Below are 22,984 nucleotides of genomic sequence, written 5' to 3'. Positions count from 1 at the left end.
ACATGGATATATCTGCTTTACAGCAAATGGTTCAATTACAAGCACTTTCTCAAATGACATCTGGTAATCAAGAAAATTCAAGTTCTTCACCTGCTACAGGAGATGCTTCTTTCCAATCATTATTTAATCAAGCTTTAAGCGGTCAAACACAGAATAGTTCGGCGACACCTAACTTAACGCAATCACTTGGCTTAACAAATGGGTTGAATTCATTAAGTCAAAATAACACATCAGCTATGGCAGCGATGTTAATTAGTTCACTGAGCGCTTCACTTGCGTCTAATTTACTTGGTGGTACATCAGGCGTATCAAATAATGTGGGAACGAATCCCGCTAATATGTATCAACAATATGTAAATACTTATCAAACGAATGCAGCGAAAACCGATACAATCGCACCAACATCAAGTAACTCACCTAAGACGAAGTATGATGCCATCATCAAGAAAGCTTCTGAAACTTATGGCATTCCTGAAAAGATGATTAAAGCAGTTATTAAACAAGAATCAGACTTTAATCCGACTATTAAAAGTTACGCTGGTGCAGCTGGTTTAATGCAGTTAATGCCTGCAACTGCAGCTCATGTAGGTGTAACGGATGTTTATAACCCTGAGCAAAATATCATGGGCGGTACGAAATATTTACGCATGATGCTCGATAAATTCGGTGGCGATTATAAAATGATGCTTGCCGCATATAACGCAGGACCTGGAAATGTCATGAAGTATAATGGTATCCCACCATTTAACGAAACTCAGAATTATGTAAAAAAAGTGATGAATAGCTACCAAGCATAATATTGTATTGAAACAAATTAAGAGGCATGCCAAAAATGGCTTGTCTCTTTTAATATGAATGACCTTTTATCTCTACAAAATACTTTATTTACTTATGATCTATTTGTTTTATACTATGTAAGTATTGTTTTTTCAAACACATTTTTTCTTTTTACATACTTTGTCTTATTACCGGGACCAACATCAAATTCATCTTATTACATTAGTCACAAAATACTATTTTACATTCTATTAAAAGAGTATTAATGACTGAAAAGTATATCTTTTTCGTTCTTTTTTCACATAGTTCTAACGAAACCACTTCCCTTTTTTCATATTTCAGAAACCATTTGTTTGAGAAATTTGAAGTCAGTTGATATGATAGATATACAGTTCAAGTAAAGGAGTATGATTCATGATTCAAAGACCGATTATTCCTTACGAGGAGATTGGAGCGGAGACTTTAGATAAGATGTTGCATATTTTTTATGCTAAAGTTGCGCAAAATCCAATTTTAAAACCCATTTTTCCAGACGATTTTACCGAGACTACTCGCAAACAAATACAGTTCCAAACACAATATTTAGGTGGCCCAAATATATATACTGAAGAACATGGACATCCCATGTTAAAAGCACGCCATATGCCGTTCAAAATCACACCTGCACGCGCTCAAGCGTGGTTAGAGTGTATGTCTGAAGCAATGGACGAAGTAGGTTTAGAGGGTAAATTTAGAGAAGTTTATTATAAACGCCTTGTTTTAACAGCCCACCATATGATTAATGCACCTGATGAAGATGAGGAGGTAATGGAGGAGTGACTCATTTACAATTAGTGACGGACCCTGTCTCACCACCGGCATCCTACAGTAAGCCAATCGAGTTATATGTATTTATTGATTTACTTCAGTCGAAAAGCAGAGACTTACATGCGATTATTCGTAAATTACAAGTAAACTACGGTCATTACTTTTCAATTCGTTTTATTTTAAGTACTGAGCTGTCTTCATTAAATGTTGCTTGTCATCGTATTAATAACTGCACAAGCCACGAAGAACTTGTTGATTTATCACATCCTGTATTACCTTCAATTGCTGTAAAAGCAGCTGAATTGCAAGGTAAAAAAGTAGGGCACCGTTTTTTAATGAAACTCTTTGAATATCAGATTACGGAAGAAAAAAATATTCGTTCATGCAATACCTTAACGGAAATTGCTAAAGCCGTTTCATTAGATGTTGAAGAATTTGAAGCAGACTTCCGCTCGCTAGAAGCAGCGCGTTCATTCCAAAGTGATTTATGTATTACACATGAGATGGATGTACAGGAAGTACCAAGCTTTGTATTTTTCAATGGCAATATTGAAGATGAAGGACTAAAAGTTTCTGGAACCTATTCTTATGAAATTTACGAACAAATTTTATCGGAATTACTCGAAGAAGAACTAGTGCAAGCACCACCACCACCATTAGAAGAATTATTTAAAAAATTCCACGTATTATCGGCTGAAGAAGTGGCAAGTTTTTATGACATTTCAGAAAATGCAGCTGATCGTGAATTAAAAAAACGATTACTTCAACAAAAGATTGAACGCATTCATTGTAAACATCATTCGCTATTCCGCTTAAAAACTGCATACTAATCATCATAAAAAGAACTTTGACGTATCAAAATGTCAAAGTTCTTTTTTGTTTGTCAAAAATATTCATGTTGATAAAAAGGAACGCTCCTATGAACACTTTTTATTTTCGCTCTATTTTAGTAGATTAAGGTAAATATTCTTTTTAGCCATGTGTTTCATAACAGTTTCTATTCTTCAAAAACGAATATATTAATTTATAAAACGTTTTCAAATGATTACCGTTAAGATTTGGACGTTTTTTATTTTCATATCTATACTTATCGTTCGCATCTATATAAAACTGTATTACTCCACTCAATTCTGTACTATTTTATTTTTCTAAAAAAAATAATACAGATAACAACGCATCTAATTAAGTGATTGATTAAATGTTTTATTATCTGTATTTGTTATTAATAAATAAATGAAATTTCCTTTAGGGAATTTTTGTCATCTATAAAAATTACAAAAAAAATAAAATGAGCGACTCTACGAGAGCGCTCATTTTCACAAAGGGGATGGGAGAAATGTTCACGTTCAAACAAAGGGGTGTATGTTTGTTTGTGATTTATTTCACACTAGTTACTTTATCACTTATATCCTTATATAGCAATGGTTTTATTTTATTTTCACATTTTAGACACATTGAAAGCGATACCAAAATTACACTTGGAAAAACCGATAAAATCCGACAAAATAAACTTCTTTTTTATTTTATAAATACCAAAATAAGTATTTTTATTTTCTATGAAATTTATCATATCTTCGTTTCCTTTTAGATAAAAATTTAGCATGATCTATTTAGAGTATATTTCATTCTACTTTCTTCTTCTGTGTCTATGTATTTTTAAGACTGTATTATTCAAACTTCTTTGTTTTTTGAATACATATCAAAAAAGTTGGTTCCACTTTATTGTGAAACCAACTGATCAGACATTATTTTTCTAAAAGTAATGCTTCTAAGTTTTCTAAGTTACGTTCGAATTGATCGAAGGCTAATTGAATTGGTTCAGCAGATTCCATATCTACACCTGCTGCGCGTAATACGTTAATTGGTGTATCTGAGCAACCCGCTTTTAAGAAGTTGTTTGTATAACGCTCAACTGCTGGTTGACCTTCATTTAGAATTTGTGTACTTAATGCAATCGCGGCCGATTTACCAGTCGCATATTGATATACATAATAATTGTAGTAGAAGTGAGGGATACGTGCCCACTCTAATGCAATCTCCTCATCGCTAATCATATCTTCACCGAAGTAGAATTTATTCAGTTTATGATATTTTTCAGATAGCGCATCTGCTGTTAGTGGTTCACCGTTACGGTCCATCTCATGAATTAAGTGTTCAAACTCTGCAAACATCGTTTGACGAATGATTGTGCCGCGGAATGAATCTAACCAGTGATTTAAAATATAGATCTTTAATTTCTCATCTTCTACGTTTTTCAGTAAATAATCTGTTAATAACTCTTCATTACACGTGGAAGCAACTTCTGCCACGAAGATTGAATAATCCCCATACACAGCTGGTTGGTTGTTACGTGTGTAGTAACTATGAACAGAGTGACCAAATTCATGCACTAACGTATATAAATTATCTAAATTATTTTGCCAGTTCATTAAAATATACGGATTCGTTCCATATGAACCTGAAGAATAAGCTCCACTACGCTTCCCTTTGTTCTCTACAACGTCTACCCAGCGATTCTCAAGTGCTTCTTTAACAATCCCTACATATTCATCGCCCATTGCTTCAAAGCTGTTTAACATATACTCTGTTGCTTTTTCGTATGGCATCTCCATCTTTGTCTCTTTTACAAGTGGTGTATAAACGTCCCACATATGCAGTTCATCGACACCAAGTACTTCTTTACGTAATTTTAAATAACGGTGCATTAAATGAATATTTTTATGTACCGTCTCGATTAGTTGATCGTATACTTTTTCTGGAATATGATTATTCGACATAGCTGCTTGACGAGCTGAATCGTATTTACGGATACGAGCAGATACCGTATGCGCTTTGACATTCCCTGCAAGTGTTGAAGCGAATGTATTTTTGAATTTACCGAATGTCTCGTACATCGCCTTAAATCCTGCTTCACGTACAGAACGATCCGCACTCTCTAAAAAGTGTACATAGTTACCATGTGTTAACTGCACATCATGACCATTCTCATCTTTAATGACTGGGAACTCTAAATCAGCATTATTTAACATACCGAATGTATTAGAAGATGATTGTGTCACTTCACCCATTTGCGCTAAAATCGCTTCTTGCTCTGCTGGTAAGACATGTGCACGCTGTTCATTAATTTCGTCTAACTCTTGTTTATATAAGCGTAATGCTTCGTTATTCGCTAAGTAGTCTGCGATTTGTTCTTCTGATAATGAAAGAATTTCTGGTGTTAAGAATGAAAGTGCTGTTACTGCTTTCGCTACTAATGAGCTACAGCGACTATCTAGCGCTTGGAATTCACTATTTGTTGTATCTTGATCTGCACGCATATGCGAGTACGCATTTAATTTACCTAAACGTGTATATACTTCATCACGATATTGAAGAACAGCTAACATTGCTTCAGCACCGTCTTTTAATGTACCTTGAAATGCAGGTGCTTGTTTTAATAAGTTTTCTACCTCTGCATATTCCGTATTCCAATCTTCTACTGTCGCAAAAATATCCTCTAAACGCCATGTTAATTCTTCTGGTACTTCATGACGTAATGGCATTTTTTTCACTTCTGTCATCTGCGTAACCCCCTACTTTATAATTAGTTTATTTGTTCTTTTCTATTTTCTCAATTATCAAACTTTAATGCAACATATTGGTGATAAATTTCTTCGGAAATCGAACTAATTTCTAAATCTTGCCATGATAAGTTAGGATTTTCACGTTGAACGAAGTCAATATACGTCCTAATTGCTCGTTCAGGAATATGCCATGTACGATTATGATGATACAATTGCGATGATAAATCTTGTGTCACTCCTGAGCGGATGAAGCAAATCAGTGCTAATTGCCATTCAACAGGATGAACAGATAATTGGACGCTACTTGGGATACCAATCCAATTCGGCAGTGCTTGCAACATAATTTTATGCTCGTAACATAGCTTAAAAAAGGAATCTTGAATACCACGACGGTTAAACCGTAAGCGATTTACTAAATATCGCTCACGTTCTTGCAACCACTGTTCTGCTATTTTTTCTTGTTCAAACGGAATCACTAACTCCAGCGGAAAAGGTTGATGGTGTATGGGTGTTCTTTTCGCTGTGGCGAGATAGCGACGACCTGCGATATGAATCAGATGGTCATACATTTGAAACTGTTCTCTTTCAACATCAAATGTAAGAAGCTGTCGATTTAATATAAACTGTTGGTAAAAAGGAGCTAATTGAACACACTGAACCCCTTCATAAAAAGATGGCTTCGCTTTGACAATCCAGAGCGGTTCAATTCCTAGTTGTTGATAACCTTTATTCCTTTTTGTAAGACGTTTGGGTGTTAAAGCACTACATTGAAATTCAACAGCTATGTATTTATCTTGTTGTTGAATTAATAAATCCGGGCGTTGCTGAATCGCTTTTAGATAAGGTTCCACTAATACCGGAATATGTTGAAACTGTAACCAATGATATAATGCATACTTCCCCTGTAAATGAAGTGACGATTCTCCTTCTGAAAAAACCTGACAATGTTCATTTTTTCGATGTGCAAAATGAGGAATCATGACTTGCCCAATTTTTAAAATCAATTGTTCATGACACGCTGGACAATAAAAATGTTGTGTTTGACGTATTTCAAGCAAACGCTCTTTTGATAATTCATGCGTTAAATAAACCATCTCCTGTTTTTCCGTTAATGCACTCAGCAATACATGACCCCCTTATTGTGATTTTACTCACTATAAAAGAAATATTCCTCTTACTCAACTGTTAAAAAAGGGTGATTTTTAAAAAACAATAGACTAAATCTAACGCAAAAAAAGAACTTCACCATATAAAATGATGAAGCTCTCTAATTTTATTTATTTTTAAAAATGTTCGCGTGTAATGGCGAAACAATCGCCTTCCATAATCGCTTTTCCGTATTCACGTAGTACGTGAATTGTCTGATTTGAAAGTTTTGCATACTCTAAAATCGGACTTAGGAAATCTTGTTGTAATTCAACATCTACCACTCGTGTGAAGTCAATGTACAAGTAATATCGACCTTCATATACATATAACTCATTCACTTCATCAAAACCACTTGGCATTGATTTTGCTAGCGGAATCAAATCATCAAAGCTTTCTAATTCAAAAACAGCGTCCTCTAACAATTGGAAGGTATCTGTTTCAAAATCTTGTGCATTGGTTGTGAATGGATCGGATTCAAACATATTTGCAAACTGACTTCCCTTGTTTTGTACATCTAACATACCTTCATTAAATAATTCATGTGGTGCATTTACAACTGTCACTGTTAATTCAAGACCGACTTCTTTCGCGACTACTTGAATCCAGAGTGGACCGTTCACTTCAAATTGATCATCGTCAATTTCATCCATCATGACCCAGAATAGTTCTTCGCCTTTATCTCGATTAAACCAAATTTCATCTTTTGTAAAGCCACGTTCTTCTATATCTTTATATGAAATCACAAGTTTTAGAGTATTGTCATTAATGCGTTCTATATCCATACTAAACAACTCCCTTCAGTTAGTTACGACTTACTGCAAATTGCTTACGTGAATAACTAACTCTACTACTTCTATTGTAAGTGTTCAACAGAAAAAAAGAAAAGAAAAAGATTCTATTAGCTATTGTATATGAATTGTAGAAAAGTCTCACATGAAATGCAATCGTTTTGACTTGATTTTTATATTTTAGTACGTCTTTCTAAAATGACGCACTTTAACATAAAAAAACTGAGGCTGGGACGAAACATTTCACTTCCCCTTTTTAGCGTTCGCAACGAAAAACTGGAACCGCGCCACAGCGCGGTTCCAGTTTTTCTTATGCTCATGTGGGATGTATTTTTTGCACTTATGTCCCAGCCTGAGTTTGCTAATTTACCATGCGCTGTGCTTCTTGAAGTTGATAAGCACGTACTTTACGTGGTAAGAAACGACGAATTTCATCTTCGTTATAACCTACTTGCAAGCGCTTTTCATCTAAAATAATCGGACGACGTAATAAACCTGGGTTATCTTGAATTAATTCATATAACTTTTGTAGAGGTAGTGTTTCTACATCCACTTTTAATTTTTGGAAAGTTTTAGAACGTGTCGAGATGATTTCATCTGTCCCATCTTCTGTCATACGTAAAATTTCTTTGATTTCAGAGATTGTTAGTGGTTCCGCAAAAATATTACGTTCTTTATATGCAATATCATGTTCCTCTAACCAAGCCTTTGCCTTACGACAAGAAGTACAGCTCGGAGATGTAAATAGTGTTACCATCATATCTAGCACATCCTTTCAAATGTATAGAGCTAAACAATTGTTATTTTTAAATTAGAATAAATCTAATAAAGAAGTATAAACTTATTATACAATACAATCATTCGTTTGAATATAGTTTTTTAAAAATTTTACAATACGTACATATTGTATTTACCAACACTTTTTTTGTCTATATCTAGTTTTCACTACATATATTTATTCCCTTATTCCATAGACATAAACCTAGTTTTCAAAATCTTTTTTCTCATTTAGCATACAACGACTGAAAATAAAAACCGAAAATACGTTCACCCCTTGACACGCTTGCATTTACAGAATGTTTATCATATAATCAAACCAATGAAATAGTAGGCGAAGATGAAGAGTAGTATATCAAGTTTTGTATATTCAGAGAATCTGTGGTTGGTGAGAACAGATGATACACTTGGTCGAATGGACTTCGGAGCCAGCTTTGTGAACAGACAAAAAGTAGCTTAGCTCGCATTACCTCACGTTACGAGGTGGAGTGGTCATATTTTTATGACAAGCTTGGGTGGTACCGCGGATTCAAAACATCATTCGTCCCTATTTTTAGGGAGGCATGATGTTTTTTTATTTGAAGGAGGAAGAAAAAATGAAAAAAAGAATTTTTTCAGGCGTTCAGCCAACAGGCGTCATTACACTCGGAAACTATATCGGTGCATTTCGTCAATTCGTAGAGGTACAAGATGAATATGATAGCATCTTCTGTATCGTTGATCAACATGCGATTACAATGCCACAAGATCCAAAAGAGTTGCATGAAAATATCCGTAAACTTGCAGCGACTTACTTAGCAGCTGGAATTGACCCAAACAAATCAACTCTATTCATTCAATCTGAAGTACCAGCACATGCACAAGCTGGATGGATGTTACAATGTATCGCTTCAATTGGTGAATTAGAGCGCATGACACAATTTAAAGATAAATCATCAAAAGAAAATGTATCGGTATCGGCTGGTCTTTTAACATATCCACCGCTAATGGCTGGTGACATTCTTCTATATAATACACACCTAGTTCCTGTAGGTGATGACCAAAAACAACATATCGAATTAACACGCGATTTAGCAGAGCGCTTCAATAAACGTTTTGGTAAAACATTCGTTGTACCAGATATTCAATTACCGAAGAACGGTGCGCGCATTAAATCCCTACAAGACCCTACGAAGAAGATGAGTAAATCAGATGCGAATGCAAAGGCAACCATCCGTATTTTAGATGAGCCAAAACAAATCGAGAAGAAAATCAAATCGGCTGTGACGGATTCAGAGGGTGTTGTACGTTTTGATGTTGAAAACAAACCAGGCGTATCTAACTTACTTATTATTGAATCATCACTTACAGGTAAAACAGTTGATGAAGTTGTAGCGAAGTATGAAGGTAAAGGATATGGTGACTTTAAAGCAGGTGTTGCAGAGGCTGTAATCAACCATCTAGCACCAATTCAAGCACGCTATAAAGAATTAATTGATTCACCTGAATTAGACCGCATCTTAGATGAAGGTCGCGATAAAGCAAATGCGATTGCTTCAGCAACAATTGACCGTATGGAAGCAGCGATGGGCTTAGGTCGTAAAGTGAAGAAGAAAAAATAATACGCTATAAAAGACATCATCTCATATGAGCATAAGAAAAACTGGAATCGCGCTGTGGTGCGGTTCCAGTTTTTTGTTGCGAACGCCAATAAAAGGAGGAAAGGGGTTGTACTTCTTTTTGTTGCGAACGCCAATAAAAGGAGGAAAGGGGTTGTACTTCTTTTTTATTGCGAACGCCAATAAAAGGAGGAAAGGGGTTGTACTTCTTTTTTGTTGCGAACGCCAATAAAAGGAGGAAAGGGGTTGTACTTCTTTTTTGTTGCGAACGCCAATAAAAGGAGGAAAGGGGTTGTACTTCTTTTTGTTGCGACAGCTATGTTTTATATAGCCTGTTTTAATATTTTCTTGCGTAGTAAACCATATTTAAAAAGACGATGGATAGATAGAGTGCGATAAATAATGATAATAATTGAAAAGCAGCTAACTCGAACGTAGATAATGGATTGAATACGATTAAAAGAACCAACAAGAAGCCCATACCCCAGAAATAACTCATATATATTGCGCGTTCTCGAATCTTCTGCGCACGTTCATCTTTCTCTGCAAAATGCGGCGTTAAATAGGCAAGACAAAACGCCATAATGGCTAGACCAAATGCCATGATTGCATTCGGAAATTCAAAGTTTAAAATCGATGGTAGATTCAGTACAAGTGCATTAATGAATAAAATAGTACCTAATATTTGAACTACCACTAGGCTAAAGCCATAGTGGATTCCTAAGTACAGAGTTCTATCGAACTCTAATTGATTAGGCTATCTCCGTAGTCCCTACGGTTAGAAGTCTTATAGCTTCATTTTTAAGATTTTGTCCTGCGTTAATATCTCGATCATGATGGGTATGACATTTTGGGCAACCCCATTCACGCAATCCAAGATTTTTAACGTCTTTGTTTTGATAGCCACAACAAGAACATAGCTGACTGGATGGAAAGTTCTTCGCAACCGTCACAACTTGTTTTCCGTACCATTTGGCTTTGTATTCAATCATGGTTTTGAATTGTGACCATGACACTTCACTGATTGCTTTGGCAAGGTTGCGATTCTTTAACATATTACTGACAGACAAATCTTCCATTCCAATAATGTCGTGGTTTTTGACAATACGAGTAGATATTTTGTCCAAGTAATCTTTACGTATATTTACTATCTTTTCATGGATACGAGCCACTTTGATTTTTGCTTTATACCAGTTCGCACCGCCAATAGTTCGTCTGCTTAGGGTACGTTGTGCCTTTGCTAACTTTTCTTCCAATGTACGAAAGAACTTAGGGTTAGTATAAGTCGTTCCATCTGAAAGAATGGCAAAATCTTTGAGTCCGACATCTATTCCAATAGCTGATTTTGTTTTGGGTAATTCTTTAACTTCAACTTCTGTTCCGATGGAAACAAAGTATTTTCCTGACGGATTTCGTCTAATCGTTGCATGTAGGATTTTTCCTGTAACTTCACGACTTTTCGCAAAGCGAACAAGACCAAGTTTAGGTAACTTAATATAGTTACCATCAATTGCGATATTTCCGTTCGTATGCTTTGTTGTGTAAGATTGAACAGGATTCTTTTTAGACTTAAAACGTGGATATTTGTTCTGTTTCTTGTAGTACCTATCGTAAGAATCTGCTAAATTTTCAACAGATTTTTGCAATGCAATACTATCCACTTCTTTTAAGAAAATGTACTGTTTCTTTAATTCCTTAACTGCTTTAACGGTTTCATATTTGTTCAAACACTTTCCTTTCCAGTTGTTCACTGGAAGCTGTCCGTTTTGAACCATTTCTTCACAGAGATACCAGTAAGCATCTTTGTCTTTTTGTTTGCCTAAAAAGAAGTTAAAGACAAACCTTGCAGAACCAATGGTCTTATTGATTAGTTCAGTCTGTTTGTTGTTTGGATATATCCGAAATTTATACGCCTTATTTACTAACATTGATTTTCACCTCCTTTTAGGATATGCTATCAGTATATATTAAGCGTCGGTATATTTCAAAAGTATATACTTTAAAAGGAGTGAAACTAATGGAACGTGTAGCAAAGCTGATTAAATTCCCTATTGATTTGGTAATACGAATTGAAGAGTATAGAGAAAAACACAATATTCAAACCTTCGCAAGTGCAGTTTACGAACTAATTCGTAAAGGCTTAGAAAAATAATGGATTATATTTCTGAAAACCACAGCAAACATTTACTTATGTGTCACTTGATATTTGTTTGTAAATATCGTAAAAAGCTATTGTTAAAAGTAGGTCATGATATTAAGACCGAAATCGAATGTATTTCTAATTATTACGGTTGGCAGATTATTGAGCAAGAAATCGACCAAGACCATATTCATGTATTAATTCGTTATTCTCCAAAATGGAGTATTCTTGAAATTGTTAGGTTGTTGAAGCAACTCACGACTTATCGGATATGGCAAAAGCATCACGAATATCTTTCTCGACATTTTTGGAAAGAACGCACCTTTTGGGGTGACGGATACTTTTCTTGTAGCATTGGAAATGTTAGCAAAGAGATTATTCAAAAATACATTCAAACACAAGGTAGTTAGGGCTTACATCCCCCTAGCCTAAAGGCGTAGGGGTTTTACGCCCCTCTTATAAAATACCAGCTGTTTGTTCTTCAAGTATTCTCCTCCTCATAAATAAAAAGATCCTCAATCTGACATCGAAACACACGTGCTAATTTAAAAGCTAACATGATGGATGGATTATATTTTCCTTTTTCAAGTGAAATAATCGTCTGTCGTGATACCCCTACTTTTTCTGCTAATGCATCTTGCGATAAATCATACTGCATCCGCAAATCTCTTACATGGTTTTTCATATTTTCCTCCGACGAATGTAAAGCTTACTTTACATTATAACTCTACATAACAATAAATGGAATAAAAAAAGACACTACACCAAAAAGATGTAATGCCTTTGTATTATTATGCTTCGTATTTTTTGAATACAAGTGTTGCGTTATGTCCACCAAAGCCGAATGAGTTACTTAATGCGTACTCCATTGTTTTCTCTACCGCTGCATTTGGTGTGTAGTTTAGATCACACTCTTCCGCTTGGTTTTGAAGATTCATTGTTGGTGGAACAATTCCTTCTTTCAGTGCTAATACTGAGAAGATAGCTTCTACGCCACCAGCTGCACCTAACATATGACCAGTCATTGATTTTGTTGAGCTGATTGCTACTTTTTGTGCATGGTCGCCTAATACTTTTTTGATTGCTTCTGTTTCAAGCATATCATTGTAGTAAGTTGATGTACCATGTGCATTAATGTAATCAATTTGAGATGGGTCAATTCCTGCATCTTCAATCGCTTGTGTCATCGCACGTGCTGCACCTTCTCCACCTGGAGCTGGAGCTGTAATATGATATGCATCACCTGAGGCACCGTAACCTACAACTTCACCGTAGATTTTCGCGCCGCGTGCTAAAGCATGTTCTAAACTTTCTAATACGACAATCCCTGCACCTTCACCCATAACGAAACCGTCACGCTCTTTATCGAATGGACGTGAAGCTGTTTTTGGATCTGGATTTAATGATAGTGCCGTATTTGCACAGAAACCAGCTACTGATAACTCCGTGATTGGTGCTTCTGTTCCACCTGTAATCATCACATCTGCATCGCCACGTTCGATTACTTTGAACGCATCACCGATTGAGTTTGTACCTGTAGCACAAGCTGTTACCGTACATGTGTTAATACCTTTTGCACCTAAGTGAATCGAAACTTGACCTGCTGCCATATCTGGAATCATCATTGGTACGAAGAACGGGCTCACACGACGTGGACCTTTTGTAATTAAGTTTGTGTATTGTTGTTCAAATGTTTCCATACCGCCAATACCTGAACCTAACCATACACCCACGCGCGGTGCGTTTGAATCGTCGATTGTTAAGTCTGCATCTTTTACAGCCATTGTTGCTGCCGCAAGTGCATAGTGTGTGAAGCGATCCATCTTACGCGCTTCTTTTTTCACTACGTATTGTTCGATATCGAAATCTTTTACTTCTGCTGCTACACTTACAGGAAATTTTTCTGCATCAATACGTGTAAGTGGCCCAATACCCGATTGACCCTTTTTGATGGCTTCCCATGTTGCATGTGCATCATTTGCTAAAGGTGTAACCGCACCAATACCTGTCACTACTACTCTTTTTTTCGTCATGTCTAAAACCCCTTCTTTCTAGCTCGTTAAATTTTATTTACCGTATCGTAATGCGATTGCGCCCCATGTTAGACCGCCACCGAAACCAACTAATACGATTAAATCGTCATCTTTGATTTTACCATTTCCTACACATTCAACCATCGCATTCCCGATTGAAGCGGCAGATGTATTACCGTATTTACTAATCACTGCTGCTACCTTGTCTTCTGGTAAGTCTAAACGTTTACGTGCTGCATCAATGATACGAATATTTGCTTGGTGTGGAATTAAGAAGTCCACGTCTTCTTTTTGGTAACCTGCTTTTTCGATTACATTCATCGCAGATTCGCCCATTTGACGTACCGCAAATTTGAATACTTCGCGACCATTCATTGCGATGTGATCATGTTCATCTTGATATAAGAATTTGCCACCAGAACCATCTGCTCCTAGTTCATAAGCTAATATACCACGACCTTCTGATACCTTGCCAACTACAGCTGCACAAGCACCATCACCGAATAATACGGCTGTGTTACGATCTGTCCAGTCTGTAATTTTTGATAACTTTTCTGCACCTACAACTAATACATAATCATATGTACCTGCTTCAACGAAGTGCTTCGCTGTTACTAATCCATACATATAACCTGCACAAGCTGCCGATTGATCCATCGCCGCTGCCTTCGTTGCACCTAAACGTTCTTGAATCATACATGCGACTGTTGGGAATGGTTGATCAGGTGTTACTGTATTCACAAGAATTAAACCGATTTGATCCGCTGTAATTCCTGCGTCTTTAATTGCTGCTTCCGCTGCTTTAAAAGCTAAATCAGATGTATTTTCATCGTCTCCCGCAATACGACGTTCTTCAATCCCCGTACGTGTGCGAATCCATTCATCTGATGTATCCATCATTTTCTCTAAATCTGCATTTGTCACGATATTTTCTGGTACATAACGTCCAATACCAATTAAACCAGCTGCCATCTATAGCGCCCCTTTTCAAATACCAATTATTAATACCTGGTACTAATTATAATCGAACCGTTTTCAGTTTTCAACACTATTGACAAAACTTTGACAAAATCTACTGTACGAATGAAAAGAGTATTTCAATTTACTTCTTCGTTATGCTATTATTAATAGAGTACAAATGTAAAATCAGAGGTGAAAATCAATGAAATACATCGTTTTATTATTCTGGAGTGCTGTATTATTTACACTTTTAAATTATGTAACTTCTGCTATCGGTAACACACCATTCGAAATGGAACAAGTGAAGCAAGGTTTAATCTTCTCAGTTGTATTTGCAGTATTCGTCGTAATCGTAGGCGCAATCCTTCCAAAAGGTGAAGCACAAGATATCGATTCACACAGACAATAAACAAAAAAGAGACACGTACATGCGTACATGTCTTTTTTTATTTATTCAGTTGGACCACTATAACGATTGGGTATGATGGAATAATGATAAATCTCAATATCTTCATCAATAAAACCTCTACGCTTTGCCCCCTTCAACGTTTCATACATATTTTCTCGTCCTACCGGATTATCAGTATGCAAATAAATTTTATTTGCTCGTAAACCATGTTCACAGAAGTACTTGACCAAATCATACCCTGTCGGCAGTAGATTCCCCTCTGCATCCTCACCTAAATCATGATCCAATGACAAAATATCCACCTCATGCTGTTCCAATAAAGTCACCGCTTCTTCAAAGGTTCTAGCAATTGTGAACCCTTCAGGACAATCTCGTAAATCATCTACATATACATTCATCTATCCTCACTTCTCTCTATAATAAAATTACGAACTTTTGTTCTCACTCTATTATATATCATAAGTAATTATTTGGTATATATAAACTTCGCCGTATATTTTGACATTAAAAAAACACCTCAAAATTCAGTTTTACTTTTGAGGTGCGACATCATGTATTATTTTAAAGATGCACTTTGTAAAAACCAAATATTCACAAAATGATATATGAACCATGCAATCATTATACCTATTAACATGCTCTTTATTGAAAATTTATTCTTAAAAATCTCCGTATATAGTAAATAAAAAACTGATACCATTACTATGAAAATCGGAATAATATGCTCCGTATTATAAGTTATATCACCTGCTAATAATAGAATTAACATTCCGACAAAAAAATAAAATATTTGTTTAAAATTCATTAATGACTATGCCTCTTTCTTTATAGCAAGAAGTTGTACTTTTGTTGTGTACGTCAGTGAACCAAGTAAATTATTTAATTAACTACAGAAAAAGCATTATCATGAGTATTCTTTTTAAAGAAATGCCACTGATACGGCAAAGTCTAAAATTTTATTCAGTGATGGGCTAAATATCCCTTTCTATAATTAATCATTCACAAACTATTTGGGGGATTCATATCCTTGAAAAACTCTAACATCAGCCCTGAAAAACCAAAATTCGAGATGTCATGCGCTACTTTATTTTTTAACACATTACATTCTTTTTCTGTCTCTATATTCAATAACTTTTTAAAACGATTTAAAAGTCTATTAGATGAAATATTTTCTGGGATATATCGAGTCTCTATAAATAATTTTTTTATAAAAAGGTTATTAGGAGCCATCATAAATGCTTTCTCAATATTATCCAACGCCAGCTTTTCAATAGCGAAATAATCAAAATTCTCATGTTCAAAAAGATACGGGGTAAGGTGCATCATTTGGCCAAATACAACGAGGAAATTAACATCTTCACTAAATTGCTCTCTTCCTTCTATAAAACATGCCATTAACATAGAATCTAACACATCTTCATTTAAACTCTCTAGGTCTCCATCTGATTCAGAAGTATGATACCAACAAAGAAATGCTAATTTACAAAGATATTTCGGTTCATTTGGATATTCCTTAACGAGCTGTTGTAACACCTCAAAAACACGCATCCACTCTTTTTTATTTTCGAAGTAATCACTTTCCGGTACGATTAAATCCATTTTCTCACCTCTTTATTCTGCTTTAATTACCGTACGTATAACCATTCTATGATAACAGTTCATCATTATCACCTAGATGTGGGCCTCACAGGATGTGAGATCCATCGACGTTTGCACAGACCGACACGATGTCGGTTCCATCGACGTTTGCACAGGACGTGCAGATTTAGTCGATGTTCCTTGAAAATTTTTTGCGGAACTTAGTCGATGTTCCTTAATTAATACGTCACCACGGTGGTTCGTAATGAATTAAAAAGACCACATTTACAGATGAAATGAGGTCTTTTCAAATTTAGGTTTATTTATTTTTCATCCATCTCATTAATGTATGTTTCAAAAAAGAAGTCTCTAACCTATTTATTAGATTTTTTCTTTTGACTATATAAAATCGCTCCACTTATTAAAACAGAAATTAGTAAACTAACTCCAGTTAAAATAACAATCAATTCAAAGACACCTTGATCATTAGTTAGAGCTTTGGGGAATCTGAAAGGCCCTCTCCAATCAAGTTGCGAATCAAAAATACTAAACAAATTTAGTCCAATGTAAGTATGTATTATGATACTAAATATCAGATATTGTGGCTTTCTCTTACTTTTTAACAATTTCCCTAAAATTAAAATACTCATTAAAATTATTGGTGAAAATATCAAAATGATAAATGCTGCATCGTACATTTTTCTTGTCGTGAATAAAGCTAAACAGATTAATAAAATAATTTCTATTAATACAAACAAATATTTTTTTATCTTCATTTAATTACCCTCATATTTTTATATTTTATATTTTGGAGAATCAAAAACATCTTTCAAATAACTCACCCTTTTATTAAATCTCATTTTTTCTATTTTCCTTTAACTCAGATGACGATAATACATCAATTGAAACACTTATACATAATAAAAATCATGAGCATAGGGTGCAGAGTTATTTACATAATTGATTCTCTTTTAATTATTTCTATTTGAACCTATTTATTTTTCATCCATCTCATTAACACTTCGTTTTTTATTATTTCTCTCGTACATAGCAATTAGCTCATAGATAGCGATAAATGCCACTAATAGACTCACTCCTACTAAAATAATTAACGGAAATAAAACTTCATCAAGCTCTTCATATTCAGGTAACCTGAATGGACCTCTCCAAGTATAACTATCATCAATTATTGCTAATAAATTCATTTGAAGATAAAAGGAAAATACAATAATGAAAAAAGTAATTCTTGAGCCTTTATTCCCTCTTTTATGATCTGAAACAAGTAGCATTATTATTAAAGTAGCTGGTGATAATATAAAAATCAGCAATATTAAAAAATACATCTCAGTAAATATTGATAATACTAAACAAGCAATTAAAAATAATTCTATTATAAGAAAAACAGCGATTTTTTTATTCATTCTCTTCCCTCACATTTCTACCTTTTATATTTCGGAGAACCAAAAATATTTTTTAAAGGGCCTACCATTCCATTTGGTCTCATGGAACGTTTTTGCAATTTTTTTAAACTATATACTTTAGAGGCTGTTAAAGCATTCTGACTATATTGCATTGATGCTAATAATGCATTGATTGACATATCGCCACAATTATTTCTTAGTACACTATAATAAGGCTTGTTTTTCTTGACAGTTTTCACATAACTGTATGCTTTATCAAAATTACCTGAAATATAAAATGATGTTGTGTACTCTTTCGAATATCCAACAGCGTTATTTACTTGCGATAATTTTTTCGGTAGTTTAACTTTTTTCAAAACTACTGTAGACTTTCCAAACATTAGATTGGTTGCAGCACCAAAATAGAAATAGTACCAACTGCCTTTAATTTTTAATAATAGCGACATATGACCTTGTCGATTATCTGCATTTCAGTCGCCGTTATAAAGAATTTGTGGCCAATTTTTTATTAGATGAAAAAGAAGTAGAAAAAGTTCAACTACTTCCTCACCTTTGGGCAGTTTCTGTTCCTTCTAAAAAATTCAGTGTAACCATCGCATGTGAGTGCGTGGGCCATTTTCATGGTATAGAAGAATGGTGCGCGGTAGTTAAAGAACCGAACGGTGAAACGAGTAATTATTTATTATTTGAAAAAGAGATTAAGGACGCAATATTAAAATAATTAACAGAAAAAATTTATTGAATTTTGAGAGAACCCTGGTACTTGACTATAGACAGTCAAATACCAGGGTTCTCATATTACACACTGTTGTTTATTCTATTTTAGTCGCAATTTGGTTCGCATCATATACACAAAGCTATTCGCTTAGCCATTGACATTCTACTAAAAAAGAAAGATTAAATATTATTTAATTATCTCGCTTATTATCTCTGAAAAATTATTTCTAAATGATAAAATTCGTCATTTGAATAGATGGTGAAGGAGCAATTTGTATCATCTGGAATGAAAAGAACTGTTGAAAAATGATTCAGATTTTTAAACAACCAGTTTTTTGAACTTTCAAGTCGCTTTCTCACCATTCCCTTCGGATACTGTACGATTCCCCACTGCGTCATAATCATACGTATTCACCGTACCATCTGGTAAGGTTTCTTCTGTTAATTGGTCATTGGCATCTTATTTTATAATAAATATAGATAATAACAAGATAATGTTAATACCATACAAAACAATCGTCTTAATTTTACCTACTTTTTCTTTTTCACTTCTAAAATCTAAAATTCCAGCAACAATAAAAAATAGTAAATATTCTATTTTCATATGCAGCAACCCCAATAGATCACCTAAAACACCAATTAATGTTATTAATACCATTATCGTATCAAAAATATCCCATTTAAATTTCATAAATTATTCCTCATTCTCATTTCTTTTTTACATGATCATACCTTCTATCCATATAATATAAATGTCACATAAAAAATTATCACTATAACAGTCAGTAATCCAAACAAAATAATCAATAATATTTTTTGTGTTTTTCTTGAGAATAATTTTATTATAGATAACAGCGTACTACCATTAGCCACAAATGGTTCATTTATTCTATCCCATTTAAAAAACCACGCTGTTGTAATTATTAGAGAAATAATCATTGTAATAAACATTATATGCATTCCCATATTTTAAACTCTCCTTGCAACCTTTATTGCTCTTGTTTTACCACCACGTTTATATGCTGTAACAACCAATTTTATAGCTTTTTTTTCATCATTTAAGACTGATTTTGCACTATCATATAGCGCACTCCAAATAGATATTTTTCCATTTTTCGAGTATTGTCTAGCTAATTCAGCTTTGAACTCCCATTGATATTTGACAAACAATCTATTTATTACTCCTACTCTAGCTTTCGCAAGGTATTTGCCGAAGGTTCCCCCCAACATACCTATAAGTGCACCTGTAATAACTAATGTTGTAAGTTTTTTCTTATTAAGATTATTCCAAGTTTTTTTGAATTTATAATTAGATTTTTTAAAAACACTCCAAACGTAGGAATACGAATTATCAATTGCTCCATATATTCCCTGTGCTATAAGCCAGATAGCTTCACCATTCGGATCAATATATATTATTGGATTGCCATTCGCATAACTATAACCATTCTGTGATAATGGATCATCTTCATCACCTGGATGTGGGCCTCACACGATGTGAGTGTCATCGACGTTCGCACAGGACGTGCGGATCTTAGTCGATGTTCTGCTAGGAATGCACCATTTGCTGGGTTATAGTAACGTGCTTGTAAATAATAGTTTTTCGTCTCTTCGTCATAATAATAACCTGCATAACGCTGTCGTCTGGACGACGATTGGATAAACGCTACGACAGGACGTCGTTTCTAGCGTTTATCTCCTTTGCTTTTTCTAGGTCCCCTTCGACCGTTAATACATTTCCATAAGCATCATATGTGTATGCACCGACTTCTTGATCTTCACTATCACGGCCTCACACGATGTGAGATCCATCGACGTTCGCACAGGACGTGCGGTACTTAGTCGATGTTCATCAATTAGTACGTCTCCACGATGGTTCGTAATGAATTGCTGCTTGCTGGACGCAAGTTGGGCGAGCCAACAACAGGACGTTGTGTACTGGCTCGCCTTCCTTACGGTTTCAAATGTACCAGATTCATTTTTTGCTTTCATAATCATACCAAGTGGTGTATAGCTATTCCATTCATATGAACGGTATTCCGTTACAGTATCCTTTACTTTCACGACTTCCATATTCAATACTTCACCACTATAGAAGTATTCATGTGTTGTATCGCCAACTGTTTTCGTTAAACGTAAGCCATTTTCATCGTATGTGTACGATGCGATGATTTGGTCGTCTAGCGTCGTTACCTTTGTTAAACGTTGTTGCTGCTGCTTGCTGGACGCAAGTTGGGTGAGCCTTGCAACAGGACGTTGCGATTTTGGCTCACCTTCCTTTTATAGTTCTCATCTTGCAATAAGTTACCATCTTTATCGTACGTATAAGCCGTCTCATTTTTCGTCGCAATTTGGTTCGCATCATTATACGTGAAAGTCGCTTTCTCACCATTCACTTCGGACGCTGTGCGATTCCCTACTGCGTCATAATCATACGTATTCATTGTACTATTTGGCAAAATTTCGATATTTATCTAATTAACTAATCTATAATTCCAAACTGATATAATACAACCATAGAAAGTGTAATTATTAAAAAAATAGATCCACCTATAACGATAATTCCCCAAATATAAAAATTAACTTTAGTTGAAAATGGAGTTATTCTTCTGAAAGCCTCAAATTCTGGGTCATTATAGTATTTATGAATGGTTTTTTTTCTAGTTCCATAATAGAGTGTGATAAATGGAAAAAGCCATAATAGCAAACTCCAGTACTTATCTTCCATTTCTTCACCCCCTTCTAAAATCAATTTTCTATCGATATTTTTTTAAAACCACCATTTTTTTCTTTTCTTCACCTTTTTTTTAAATTTGTATTTATTATAAATTTTAGTAACATGTGGTTTAACAGCACTCCAAATTGCATTACTTTTAGTACCAAAAGCCGATAATATTTGATTCTCGGTAAACCCACTTCTACTTAGGTTTCCTACATTCCCTACTAAATAAGCTGCTGGTGCAAGATGTCCGGATAAAAATGCAGTTGCTATATTACTTAGTTCACCAATTTTTTTAAGTTTACTTACAAGCCCTATTCCTATTGCTCCTGAAACTGCTCCTCGTAACATAGTTGTTGCAGCAGAACTAATTTTGAATTTTTTATAAAATTTCTTAATTCCATGTTTAGCAATTAAATCCGATGTATAAAATATTAAATTAATCATTGCCCCTGCTAATGCACCCATAAGAATTTGTGGCATTTCTCCATCAGGATCCACATTCATCACTGGATTATTATTCCCATATGTATAACCATTCTGTGACAGCGGTTCGTCATCATCACCTGGATGTGGGCCTCACACGATGTGAGTGTCATCGACGTTCGCACAGGACGTGCGGATCTTAGTCGATGTTCTGCTAGGAATGCACCGTTTACTGGGTTATAGTAACGTGCTTGTAAATAGTAGTTCTTCGTCTCATCATCATAGTAGTAACCTGCATAACGAATTGAGTTTGCTTTTGCTAGGTCACCTTCGACCGTTAACACATTTCCATAGGCATCATATGTGTATGCACCGACTTCTTGATCTTCACTATCACGGCCTCACACGATGTGAGATCCATCGACGTTCGCACAGGACGTGCGGTACTTAGTCGATGTTCCTTTTTATTCAATACTTCACCACTATAGAAGTATTCATGTGTTGTATCGCCAACTGTTTTTGTTAAACGTAAGCCGTTTTCATCGTATGTGTACGATGCGATGATTTGGTCATCTAGCGTCGTTACCTTTGTTAAACGTTGTTGCTGCTGCTTGCTGGACGCAAGTTGGGTGAGCCTTGCAACAGGACGTTGCGATTTTGGCTCACCTTCCTTTTATAGTTCTCATCTTGCAATAAGTTACCATCTTTATCGTACGTATAAGCTGTCTCATTTTTCGTCGCAATTTGATTGGCATCATTATACGTGAAAGTCGCTTTCTCACCATTCACTTCAGATGCTGTACGATTCCCCACTTCGTCATATTTATACGTATTCATTGTACCATCTGGCAGTGTTTCTTTTGTTAATTGATCATTGGCATCATATACAAAGCTGCTTACTTGACCATTGACATCGGCTTGTGCTGCTTGCTGGACGCAAGTTGGATGAGCCTTGCAACAGGACGTTGCAGTCTTGGCTCATCTTCAACGTGCCATTTTTCGTATAATCATATGCAATTTTAAATGGTTGTTGCGCTTTTGTTGTGTACGTCAGTGAACCGAGTAAATTCGCATCGTTCATGTTGATTTGAAATAAAGTCATACCGTTTGTAAAAAAGATTG

Annotated in this window: 31 protein-coding genes, 2 pseudogenes and 1 other annotated feature; of the genes and pseudogenes, 8 read left to right on the top strand and 25 right to left on the bottom strand. The window is 35.1% G+C overall.

The window, feature by feature from the left end:
* Positions 1-2 precede the first annotated feature (2 nt).
* The 3 genes from MHB75_RS00970 to MHB75_RS00960 all read left to right on the top strand — a co-directional run bounded on the left by MHB75_RS00970 (position 3) and on the right by MHB75_RS00960 (position 2,414).
* The gene (locus MHB75_RS00970; protein WP_340995311.1) at positions 3-797 is read left to right on the top strand and encodes a lytic transglycosylase domain-containing protein; all 795 of its coding nucleotides are present in this window, start codon (positions 3-5) and stop codon (positions 795-797) included.
* Positions 798-1,191: 394 nt separating this feature from the next.
* Positions 1,192-1,596, top strand: coding sequence for a globin domain-containing protein (locus MHB75_RS00965; protein ID WP_087682361.1), 405 nt, complete (start codon positions 1,192-1,194; stop codon positions 1,594-1,596).
* Complete coding sequence (locus tag MHB75_RS00960) at positions 1,593-2,414, top strand: DsbA family protein (RefSeq protein ID WP_141274444.1); 822 nt, start codon at positions 1,593-1,595, stop codon at positions 2,412-2,414. The genes MHB75_RS00965 and MHB75_RS00960 overlap by 4 nt, the downstream gene beginning before the upstream one ends.
* 915 nt (positions 2,415-3,329) lie before the next feature.
* Here MHB75_RS00960 and pepF read toward each other — a convergent pair.
* From pepF to spxA, 4 genes are all read right to left on the bottom strand, one after another.
* Complete coding sequence (pepF, locus tag MHB75_RS00955) at positions 3,330-5,144, bottom strand: oligoendopeptidase F (RefSeq protein ID WP_340995307.1); 1,815 nt, start codon at positions 5,142-5,144, stop codon at positions 3,330-3,332.
* A 50-nt stretch (positions 5,145-5,194) separates the two neighbouring features.
* On the bottom strand, positions 5,195-6,271 hold the full coding sequence (locus MHB75_RS00950; RefSeq protein WP_340995305.1) for a competence protein CoiA: 1,077 nt from the start codon (positions 6,269-6,271) through the stop codon (positions 5,195-5,197).
* A gap of 159 nt (positions 6,272-6,430) precedes the next feature.
* Positions 6,431-7,078, bottom strand: coding sequence for an adaptor protein MecA (locus MHB75_RS00945; protein ID WP_141274447.1), 648 nt, complete (start codon positions 7,076-7,078; stop codon positions 6,431-6,433).
* 367 nt (positions 7,079-7,445) lie between these two features.
* Positions 7,446-7,841: a transcriptional regulator SpxA gene (spxA, locus tag MHB75_RS00940; protein WP_068457536.1), complete on the bottom strand. Its 396-nt coding sequence runs from the start codon at positions 7,839-7,841 to the stop codon at positions 7,446-7,448.
* Between the two features lie 348 nt (positions 7,842-8,189).
* Positions 8,190-8,413 (top strand) — a binding site (T-box leader).
* Positions 8,414-8,457: 44 nt separating this feature from the next.
* Between spxA and trpS the strand changes: the two genes are divergently transcribed.
* Positions 8,458-9,462, top strand: a complete 1,005-nt coding sequence (gene trpS, locus MHB75_RS00935) for a tryptophan--tRNA ligase (protein ID WP_340995302.1) — start codon at positions 8,458-8,460, stop codon at positions 9,460-9,462.
* A 334-nt stretch (positions 9,463-9,796) separates the two neighbouring features.
* Here trpS and MHB75_RS00930 read toward each other — a convergent pair whose 3' ends face one another.
* Both MHB75_RS00930 and tnpB read right to left on the bottom strand, forming a co-directional pair.
* Positions 9,797-10,156, bottom strand: a complete 360-nt coding sequence (locus MHB75_RS00930; protein ID WP_141275041.1) for a hypothetical protein — start codon at positions 10,154-10,156, stop codon at positions 9,797-9,799.
* Between the two features lie 55 nt (positions 10,157-10,211).
* Positions 10,212-11,387, bottom strand: coding sequence for an IS200/IS605 family element RNA-guided endonuclease TnpB (tnpB, locus tag MHB75_RS00925; RefSeq protein ID WP_141275040.1), 1,176 nt, complete (start codon positions 11,385-11,387; stop codon positions 10,212-10,214).
* An 89-nt stretch (positions 11,388-11,476) separates the two neighbouring features.
* Here tnpB and MHB75_RS00920 point away from each other — a divergent pair, with 89 nt between their 5' ends.
* A complete protein-coding gene (locus MHB75_RS00920) occupies positions 11,477-11,611 on the top strand; it encodes a hypothetical protein (protein WP_255314798.1) in 135 nt (44 codons plus the stop codon).
* Positions 11,611-12,009: an IS200/IS605 family transposase gene (gene tnpA, locus MHB75_RS00915; RefSeq protein ID WP_141275039.1), complete on the top strand. Its 399-nt coding sequence runs from the start codon at positions 11,611-11,613 to the stop codon at positions 12,007-12,009. Before MHB75_RS00920 ends, tnpA begins: the two co-directional genes overlap by 1 nt.
* 71 nt (positions 12,010-12,080) lie before the next feature.
* Here tnpA and MHB75_RS00910 read toward each other — a convergent pair whose 3' ends face one another.
* From MHB75_RS00910 to MHB75_RS00900, 3 genes are all read right to left on the bottom strand, one after another.
* Positions 12,081-12,284, bottom strand: coding sequence for a helix-turn-helix transcriptional regulator (locus MHB75_RS00910; RefSeq protein ID WP_121175821.1), 204 nt, complete (start codon positions 12,282-12,284; stop codon positions 12,081-12,083).
* Positions 12,285-12,390: 106 nt separating this feature from the next.
* Entirely contained in the window at positions 12,391-13,632 is a 1,242-nt protein-coding gene (gene fabF / locus MHB75_RS00905) for a beta-ketoacyl-ACP synthase II (RefSeq protein WP_141275038.1), read from the bottom strand.
* 33 nt (positions 13,633-13,665) lie between these two features.
* Positions 13,666-14,604 carry a beta-ketoacyl-ACP synthase III gene (locus tag MHB75_RS00900; protein WP_340995293.1) on the bottom strand — a complete coding sequence of 313 codons (939 nt, stop codon included), beginning with the start codon at positions 14,602-14,604 and terminating at the stop codon, positions 13,666-13,668.
* A 190-nt stretch (positions 14,605-14,794) separates the two neighbouring features.
* On the opposite strand from MHB75_RS00900, the gene MHB75_RS00895 reads away from it, so the two are divergent.
* A complete protein-coding gene (locus tag MHB75_RS00895) occupies positions 14,795-15,001 on the top strand; it encodes a DUF2929 family protein (protein ID WP_068455425.1) in 207 nt (68 codons plus the stop codon).
* A 41-nt stretch (positions 15,002-15,042) separates the two neighbouring features.
* Here the strand turns inward: MHB75_RS00895 and MHB75_RS00890 are convergent, their stop codons facing one another.
* The 5 genes from MHB75_RS00890 to MHB75_RS00870 form a co-directional block, all read right to left on the bottom strand.
* Positions 15,043-15,399, bottom strand: coding sequence for a cyclic-phosphate processing receiver domain-containing protein (locus tag MHB75_RS00890; RefSeq protein WP_340995290.1), 357 nt, complete (start codon positions 15,397-15,399; stop codon positions 15,043-15,045).
* A gap of 601 nt (positions 15,400-16,000) precedes the next feature.
* Positions 16,001-16,600 carry a hypothetical protein gene (locus MHB75_RS00885; protein ID WP_340995288.1) on the bottom strand — a complete coding sequence of 200 codons (600 nt, stop codon included), beginning with the start codon at positions 16,598-16,600 and terminating at the stop codon, positions 16,001-16,003.
* 353 nt (positions 16,601-16,953) lie between these two features.
* Entirely contained in the window at positions 16,954-17,355 is a 402-nt protein-coding gene (locus MHB75_RS00880) for a hypothetical protein (protein ID WP_340995287.1), read from the bottom strand.
* 219 nt (positions 17,356-17,574) lie between these two features.
* Positions 17,575-18,000, bottom strand: a complete 426-nt coding sequence (locus MHB75_RS00875) for a hypothetical protein (RefSeq protein WP_068455444.1) — start codon at positions 17,998-18,000, stop codon at positions 17,575-17,577.
* 17 nt (positions 18,001-18,017) lie between these two features.
* Complete coding sequence (locus MHB75_RS00870; RefSeq protein ID WP_340995284.1) at positions 18,018-18,446, bottom strand: hypothetical protein; 429 nt, start codon at positions 18,444-18,446, stop codon at positions 18,018-18,020.
* A gap of 47 nt (positions 18,447-18,493) precedes the next feature.
* On the opposite strand from MHB75_RS00870, the gene MHB75_RS00865 reads away from it, so the two are divergent.
* A complete protein-coding gene (locus MHB75_RS00865) occupies positions 18,494-18,721 on the top strand; it encodes a hypothetical protein (RefSeq protein WP_340995282.1) in 228 nt (75 codons plus the stop codon).
* A 372-nt stretch (positions 18,722-19,093) separates the two neighbouring features.
* Here the strand turns inward: MHB75_RS00865 and MHB75_RS15050 are convergent.
* The 11 genes and pseudogenes from MHB75_RS15050 to MHB75_RS00815 form a co-directional block, all read right to left on the bottom strand.
* Positions 19,094-19,177, bottom strand: a pseudogene (locus tag MHB75_RS15050) (RHS repeat domain-containing protein); the annotation flags it as partial.
* Complete coding sequence (locus tag MHB75_RS00860; protein ID WP_087680745.1) at positions 19,178-19,408, bottom strand: hypothetical protein; 231 nt, start codon at positions 19,406-19,408, stop codon at positions 19,178-19,180. It abuts the pseudogene before it with no gap.
* 278 nt (positions 19,409-19,686) lie between these two features.
* A complete protein-coding gene (locus MHB75_RS00855; RefSeq protein ID WP_340995276.1) occupies positions 19,687-19,887 on the bottom strand; it encodes a hypothetical protein in 201 nt (66 codons plus the stop codon).
* 245 nt (positions 19,888-20,132) lie between these two features.
* Complete coding sequence (locus tag MHB75_RS00850; RefSeq protein ID WP_340998522.1) at positions 20,133-20,378, bottom strand: RHS repeat-associated core domain-containing protein; 246 nt, start codon at positions 20,376-20,378, stop codon at positions 20,133-20,135.
* Positions 20,379-20,445: 67 nt separating this feature from the next.
* A complete protein-coding gene (locus MHB75_RS00845; protein ID WP_340995275.1) occupies positions 20,446-20,790 on the bottom strand; it encodes a hypothetical protein in 345 nt (114 codons plus the stop codon).
* Between the two features lie 125 nt (positions 20,791-20,915).
* Positions 20,916-21,176: a hypothetical protein gene (locus MHB75_RS00840; protein WP_340995273.1), complete on the bottom strand. Its 261-nt coding sequence runs from the start codon at positions 21,174-21,176 to the stop codon at positions 20,916-20,918.
* A gap of 23 nt (positions 21,177-21,199) precedes the next feature.
* Positions 21,200-21,445, bottom strand: coding sequence for a hypothetical protein (locus tag MHB75_RS00835; RefSeq protein ID WP_340995271.1), 246 nt, complete (start codon positions 21,443-21,445; stop codon positions 21,200-21,202).
* 42 nt (positions 21,446-21,487) lie between these two features.
* Complete coding sequence (locus MHB75_RS00830) at positions 21,488-21,904, bottom strand: hypothetical protein (RefSeq protein ID WP_445667013.1); 417 nt, start codon at positions 21,902-21,904, stop codon at positions 21,488-21,490.
* Positions 21,896-22,224: pseudogene (locus MHB75_RS00825) on the bottom strand (RHS repeat-associated core domain-containing protein); the annotation flags it as partial. The pseudogene MHB75_RS00825 and the gene MHB75_RS00830, both read right to left, overlap by 9 nt.
* Before the next feature lie 229 nt (positions 22,225-22,453).
* Positions 22,454-22,699: a hypothetical protein gene (locus MHB75_RS00820; RefSeq protein ID WP_445666990.1), complete on the bottom strand. Its 246-nt coding sequence runs from the start codon at positions 22,697-22,699 to the stop codon at positions 22,454-22,456.
* Positions 22,700-22,742: 43 nt separating this feature from the next.
* Positions 22,743-22,964 carry a hypothetical protein gene (locus MHB75_RS00815; protein WP_340995267.1) on the bottom strand — a complete coding sequence of 74 codons (222 nt, stop codon included), beginning with the start codon at positions 22,962-22,964 and terminating at the stop codon, positions 22,743-22,745.
* Positions 22,965-22,984 lie beyond the last annotated feature (20 nt).

The sequence above is a fragment of the Kurthia sp. FSL E2-0154 genome (genome assembly GCF_038003625.1).
Classification (GTDB): Bacteria; Bacillota; Bacilli; order Bacillales_A; family Planococcaceae; genus Kurthia; species Kurthia gibsonii.
Note: the sequence above shows the minus strand (reverse complement) of the source record. Positions and strands in the feature narration are given on the sequence as shown.

Excerpts from the sequence above, each read along its gene's own strand:
- fabF (WP_141275038.1), bottom strand. The coding sequence starts at position 13,632 with ATGACGAAAAAAAGAGTAGTAGTGACAGGTATTGGTGCGGTTACACCT.
- MHB75_RS00820 (WP_445666990.1), bottom strand. The coding sequence starts at position 22,699 with ATGAATACGTATAAATATGACGAAGTGGGGAATCGTACAGCATCTGAA.
- MHB75_RS00920 (WP_255314798.1), top strand. The coding sequence starts at position 11,477 with ATGGAACGTGTAGCAAAGCTGATTAAATTCCCTATTGATTTGGTAATA.
- MHB75_RS00895 (WP_068455425.1), top strand. The coding sequence starts at position 14,795 with ATGAAATACATCGTTTTATTATTCTGGAGTGCTGTATTATTTACACTT.
- MHB75_RS00885 (WP_340995288.1), bottom strand. The coding sequence starts at position 16,600 with ATGGATTTAATCGTACCGGAAAGTGATTACTTCGAAAATAAAAAAGAG.
- MHB75_RS00860 (WP_087680745.1), bottom strand. The coding sequence starts at position 19,408 with ATGAAATTTAAATGGGATATTTTTGATACGATAATGGTATTAATAACA.
- pepF (WP_340995307.1), bottom strand. The coding sequence starts at position 5,144 with ATGACAGAAGTGAAAAAAATGCCATTACGTCATGAAGTACCAGAAGAA.
- MHB75_RS00965 (WP_087682361.1), top strand. The coding sequence starts at position 1,192 with ATGATTCAAAGACCGATTATTCCTTACGAGGAGATTGGAGCGGAGACT.
- spxA (WP_068457536.1), bottom strand. The coding sequence starts at position 7,841 with ATGGTAACACTATTTACATCTCCGAGCTGTACTTCTTGTCGTAAGGCA.
- tnpA (WP_141275039.1), top strand. The coding sequence starts at position 11,611 with ATGGATTATATTTCTGAAAACCACAGCAAACATTTACTTATGTGTCAC.
- MHB75_RS00875 (WP_068455444.1), bottom strand. The coding sequence starts at position 18,000 with ATGAATAAAAAAATCGCTGTTTTTCTTATAATAGAATTATTTTTAATT.
- MHB75_RS00970 (WP_340995311.1), top strand. The coding sequence starts at position 3 with ATGGATATATCTGCTTTACAGCAAATGGTTCAATTACAAGCACTTTCT.
- MHB75_RS00815 (WP_340995267.1), bottom strand. The coding sequence starts at position 22,964 with ATGACTTTATTTCAAATCAACATGAACGATGCGAATTTACTCGGTTCA.
- MHB75_RS00870 (WP_340995284.1), bottom strand. The coding sequence starts at position 18,446 with ATGTCGCTATTATTAAAAATTAAAGGCAGTTGGTACTATTTCTATTTT.
- tnpB (WP_141275040.1), bottom strand. The coding sequence starts at position 11,387 with ATGTTAGTAAATAAGGCGTATAAATTTCGGATATATCCAAACAACAAA.
- MHB75_RS00910 (WP_121175821.1), bottom strand. The coding sequence starts at position 12,284 with ATGAAAAACCATGTAAGAGATTTGCGGATGCAGTATGATTTATCGCAA.
- MHB75_RS00830 (WP_445667013.1), bottom strand. The coding sequence starts at position 21,904 with ATGGGTGCATTAGCAGGGGCAATGATTAATTTAATATTTTATACATCG.
- MHB75_RS00845 (WP_340995275.1), bottom strand. The coding sequence starts at position 20,790 with ATGGAAGTCGTGAAAGTAAAGGATACTGTAACGGAATACCGTTCATAT.
- trpS (WP_340995302.1), top strand. The coding sequence starts at position 8,458 with ATGAAAAAAAGAATTTTTTCAGGCGTTCAGCCAACAGGCGTCATTACA.
- MHB75_RS00835 (WP_340995271.1), bottom strand. The coding sequence starts at position 21,445 with ATGGAAGATAAGTACTGGAGTTTGCTATTATGGCTTTTTCCATTTATC.
- MHB75_RS00900 (WP_340995293.1), bottom strand. The coding sequence starts at position 14,604 with ATGGCAGCTGGTTTAATTGGTATTGGACGTTATGTACCAGAAAATATC.
- MHB75_RS00945 (WP_141274447.1), bottom strand. The coding sequence starts at position 7,078 with ATGGATATAGAACGCATTAATGACAATACTCTAAAACTTGTGATTTCA.
- MHB75_RS00880 (WP_340995287.1), bottom strand. The coding sequence starts at position 17,355 with ATGAAGATAAAAAAATATTTGTTTGTATTAATAGAAATTATTTTATTA.
- MHB75_RS00890 (WP_340995290.1), bottom strand. The coding sequence starts at position 15,399 with ATGAATGTATATGTAGATGATTTACGAGATTGTCCTGAAGGGTTCACA.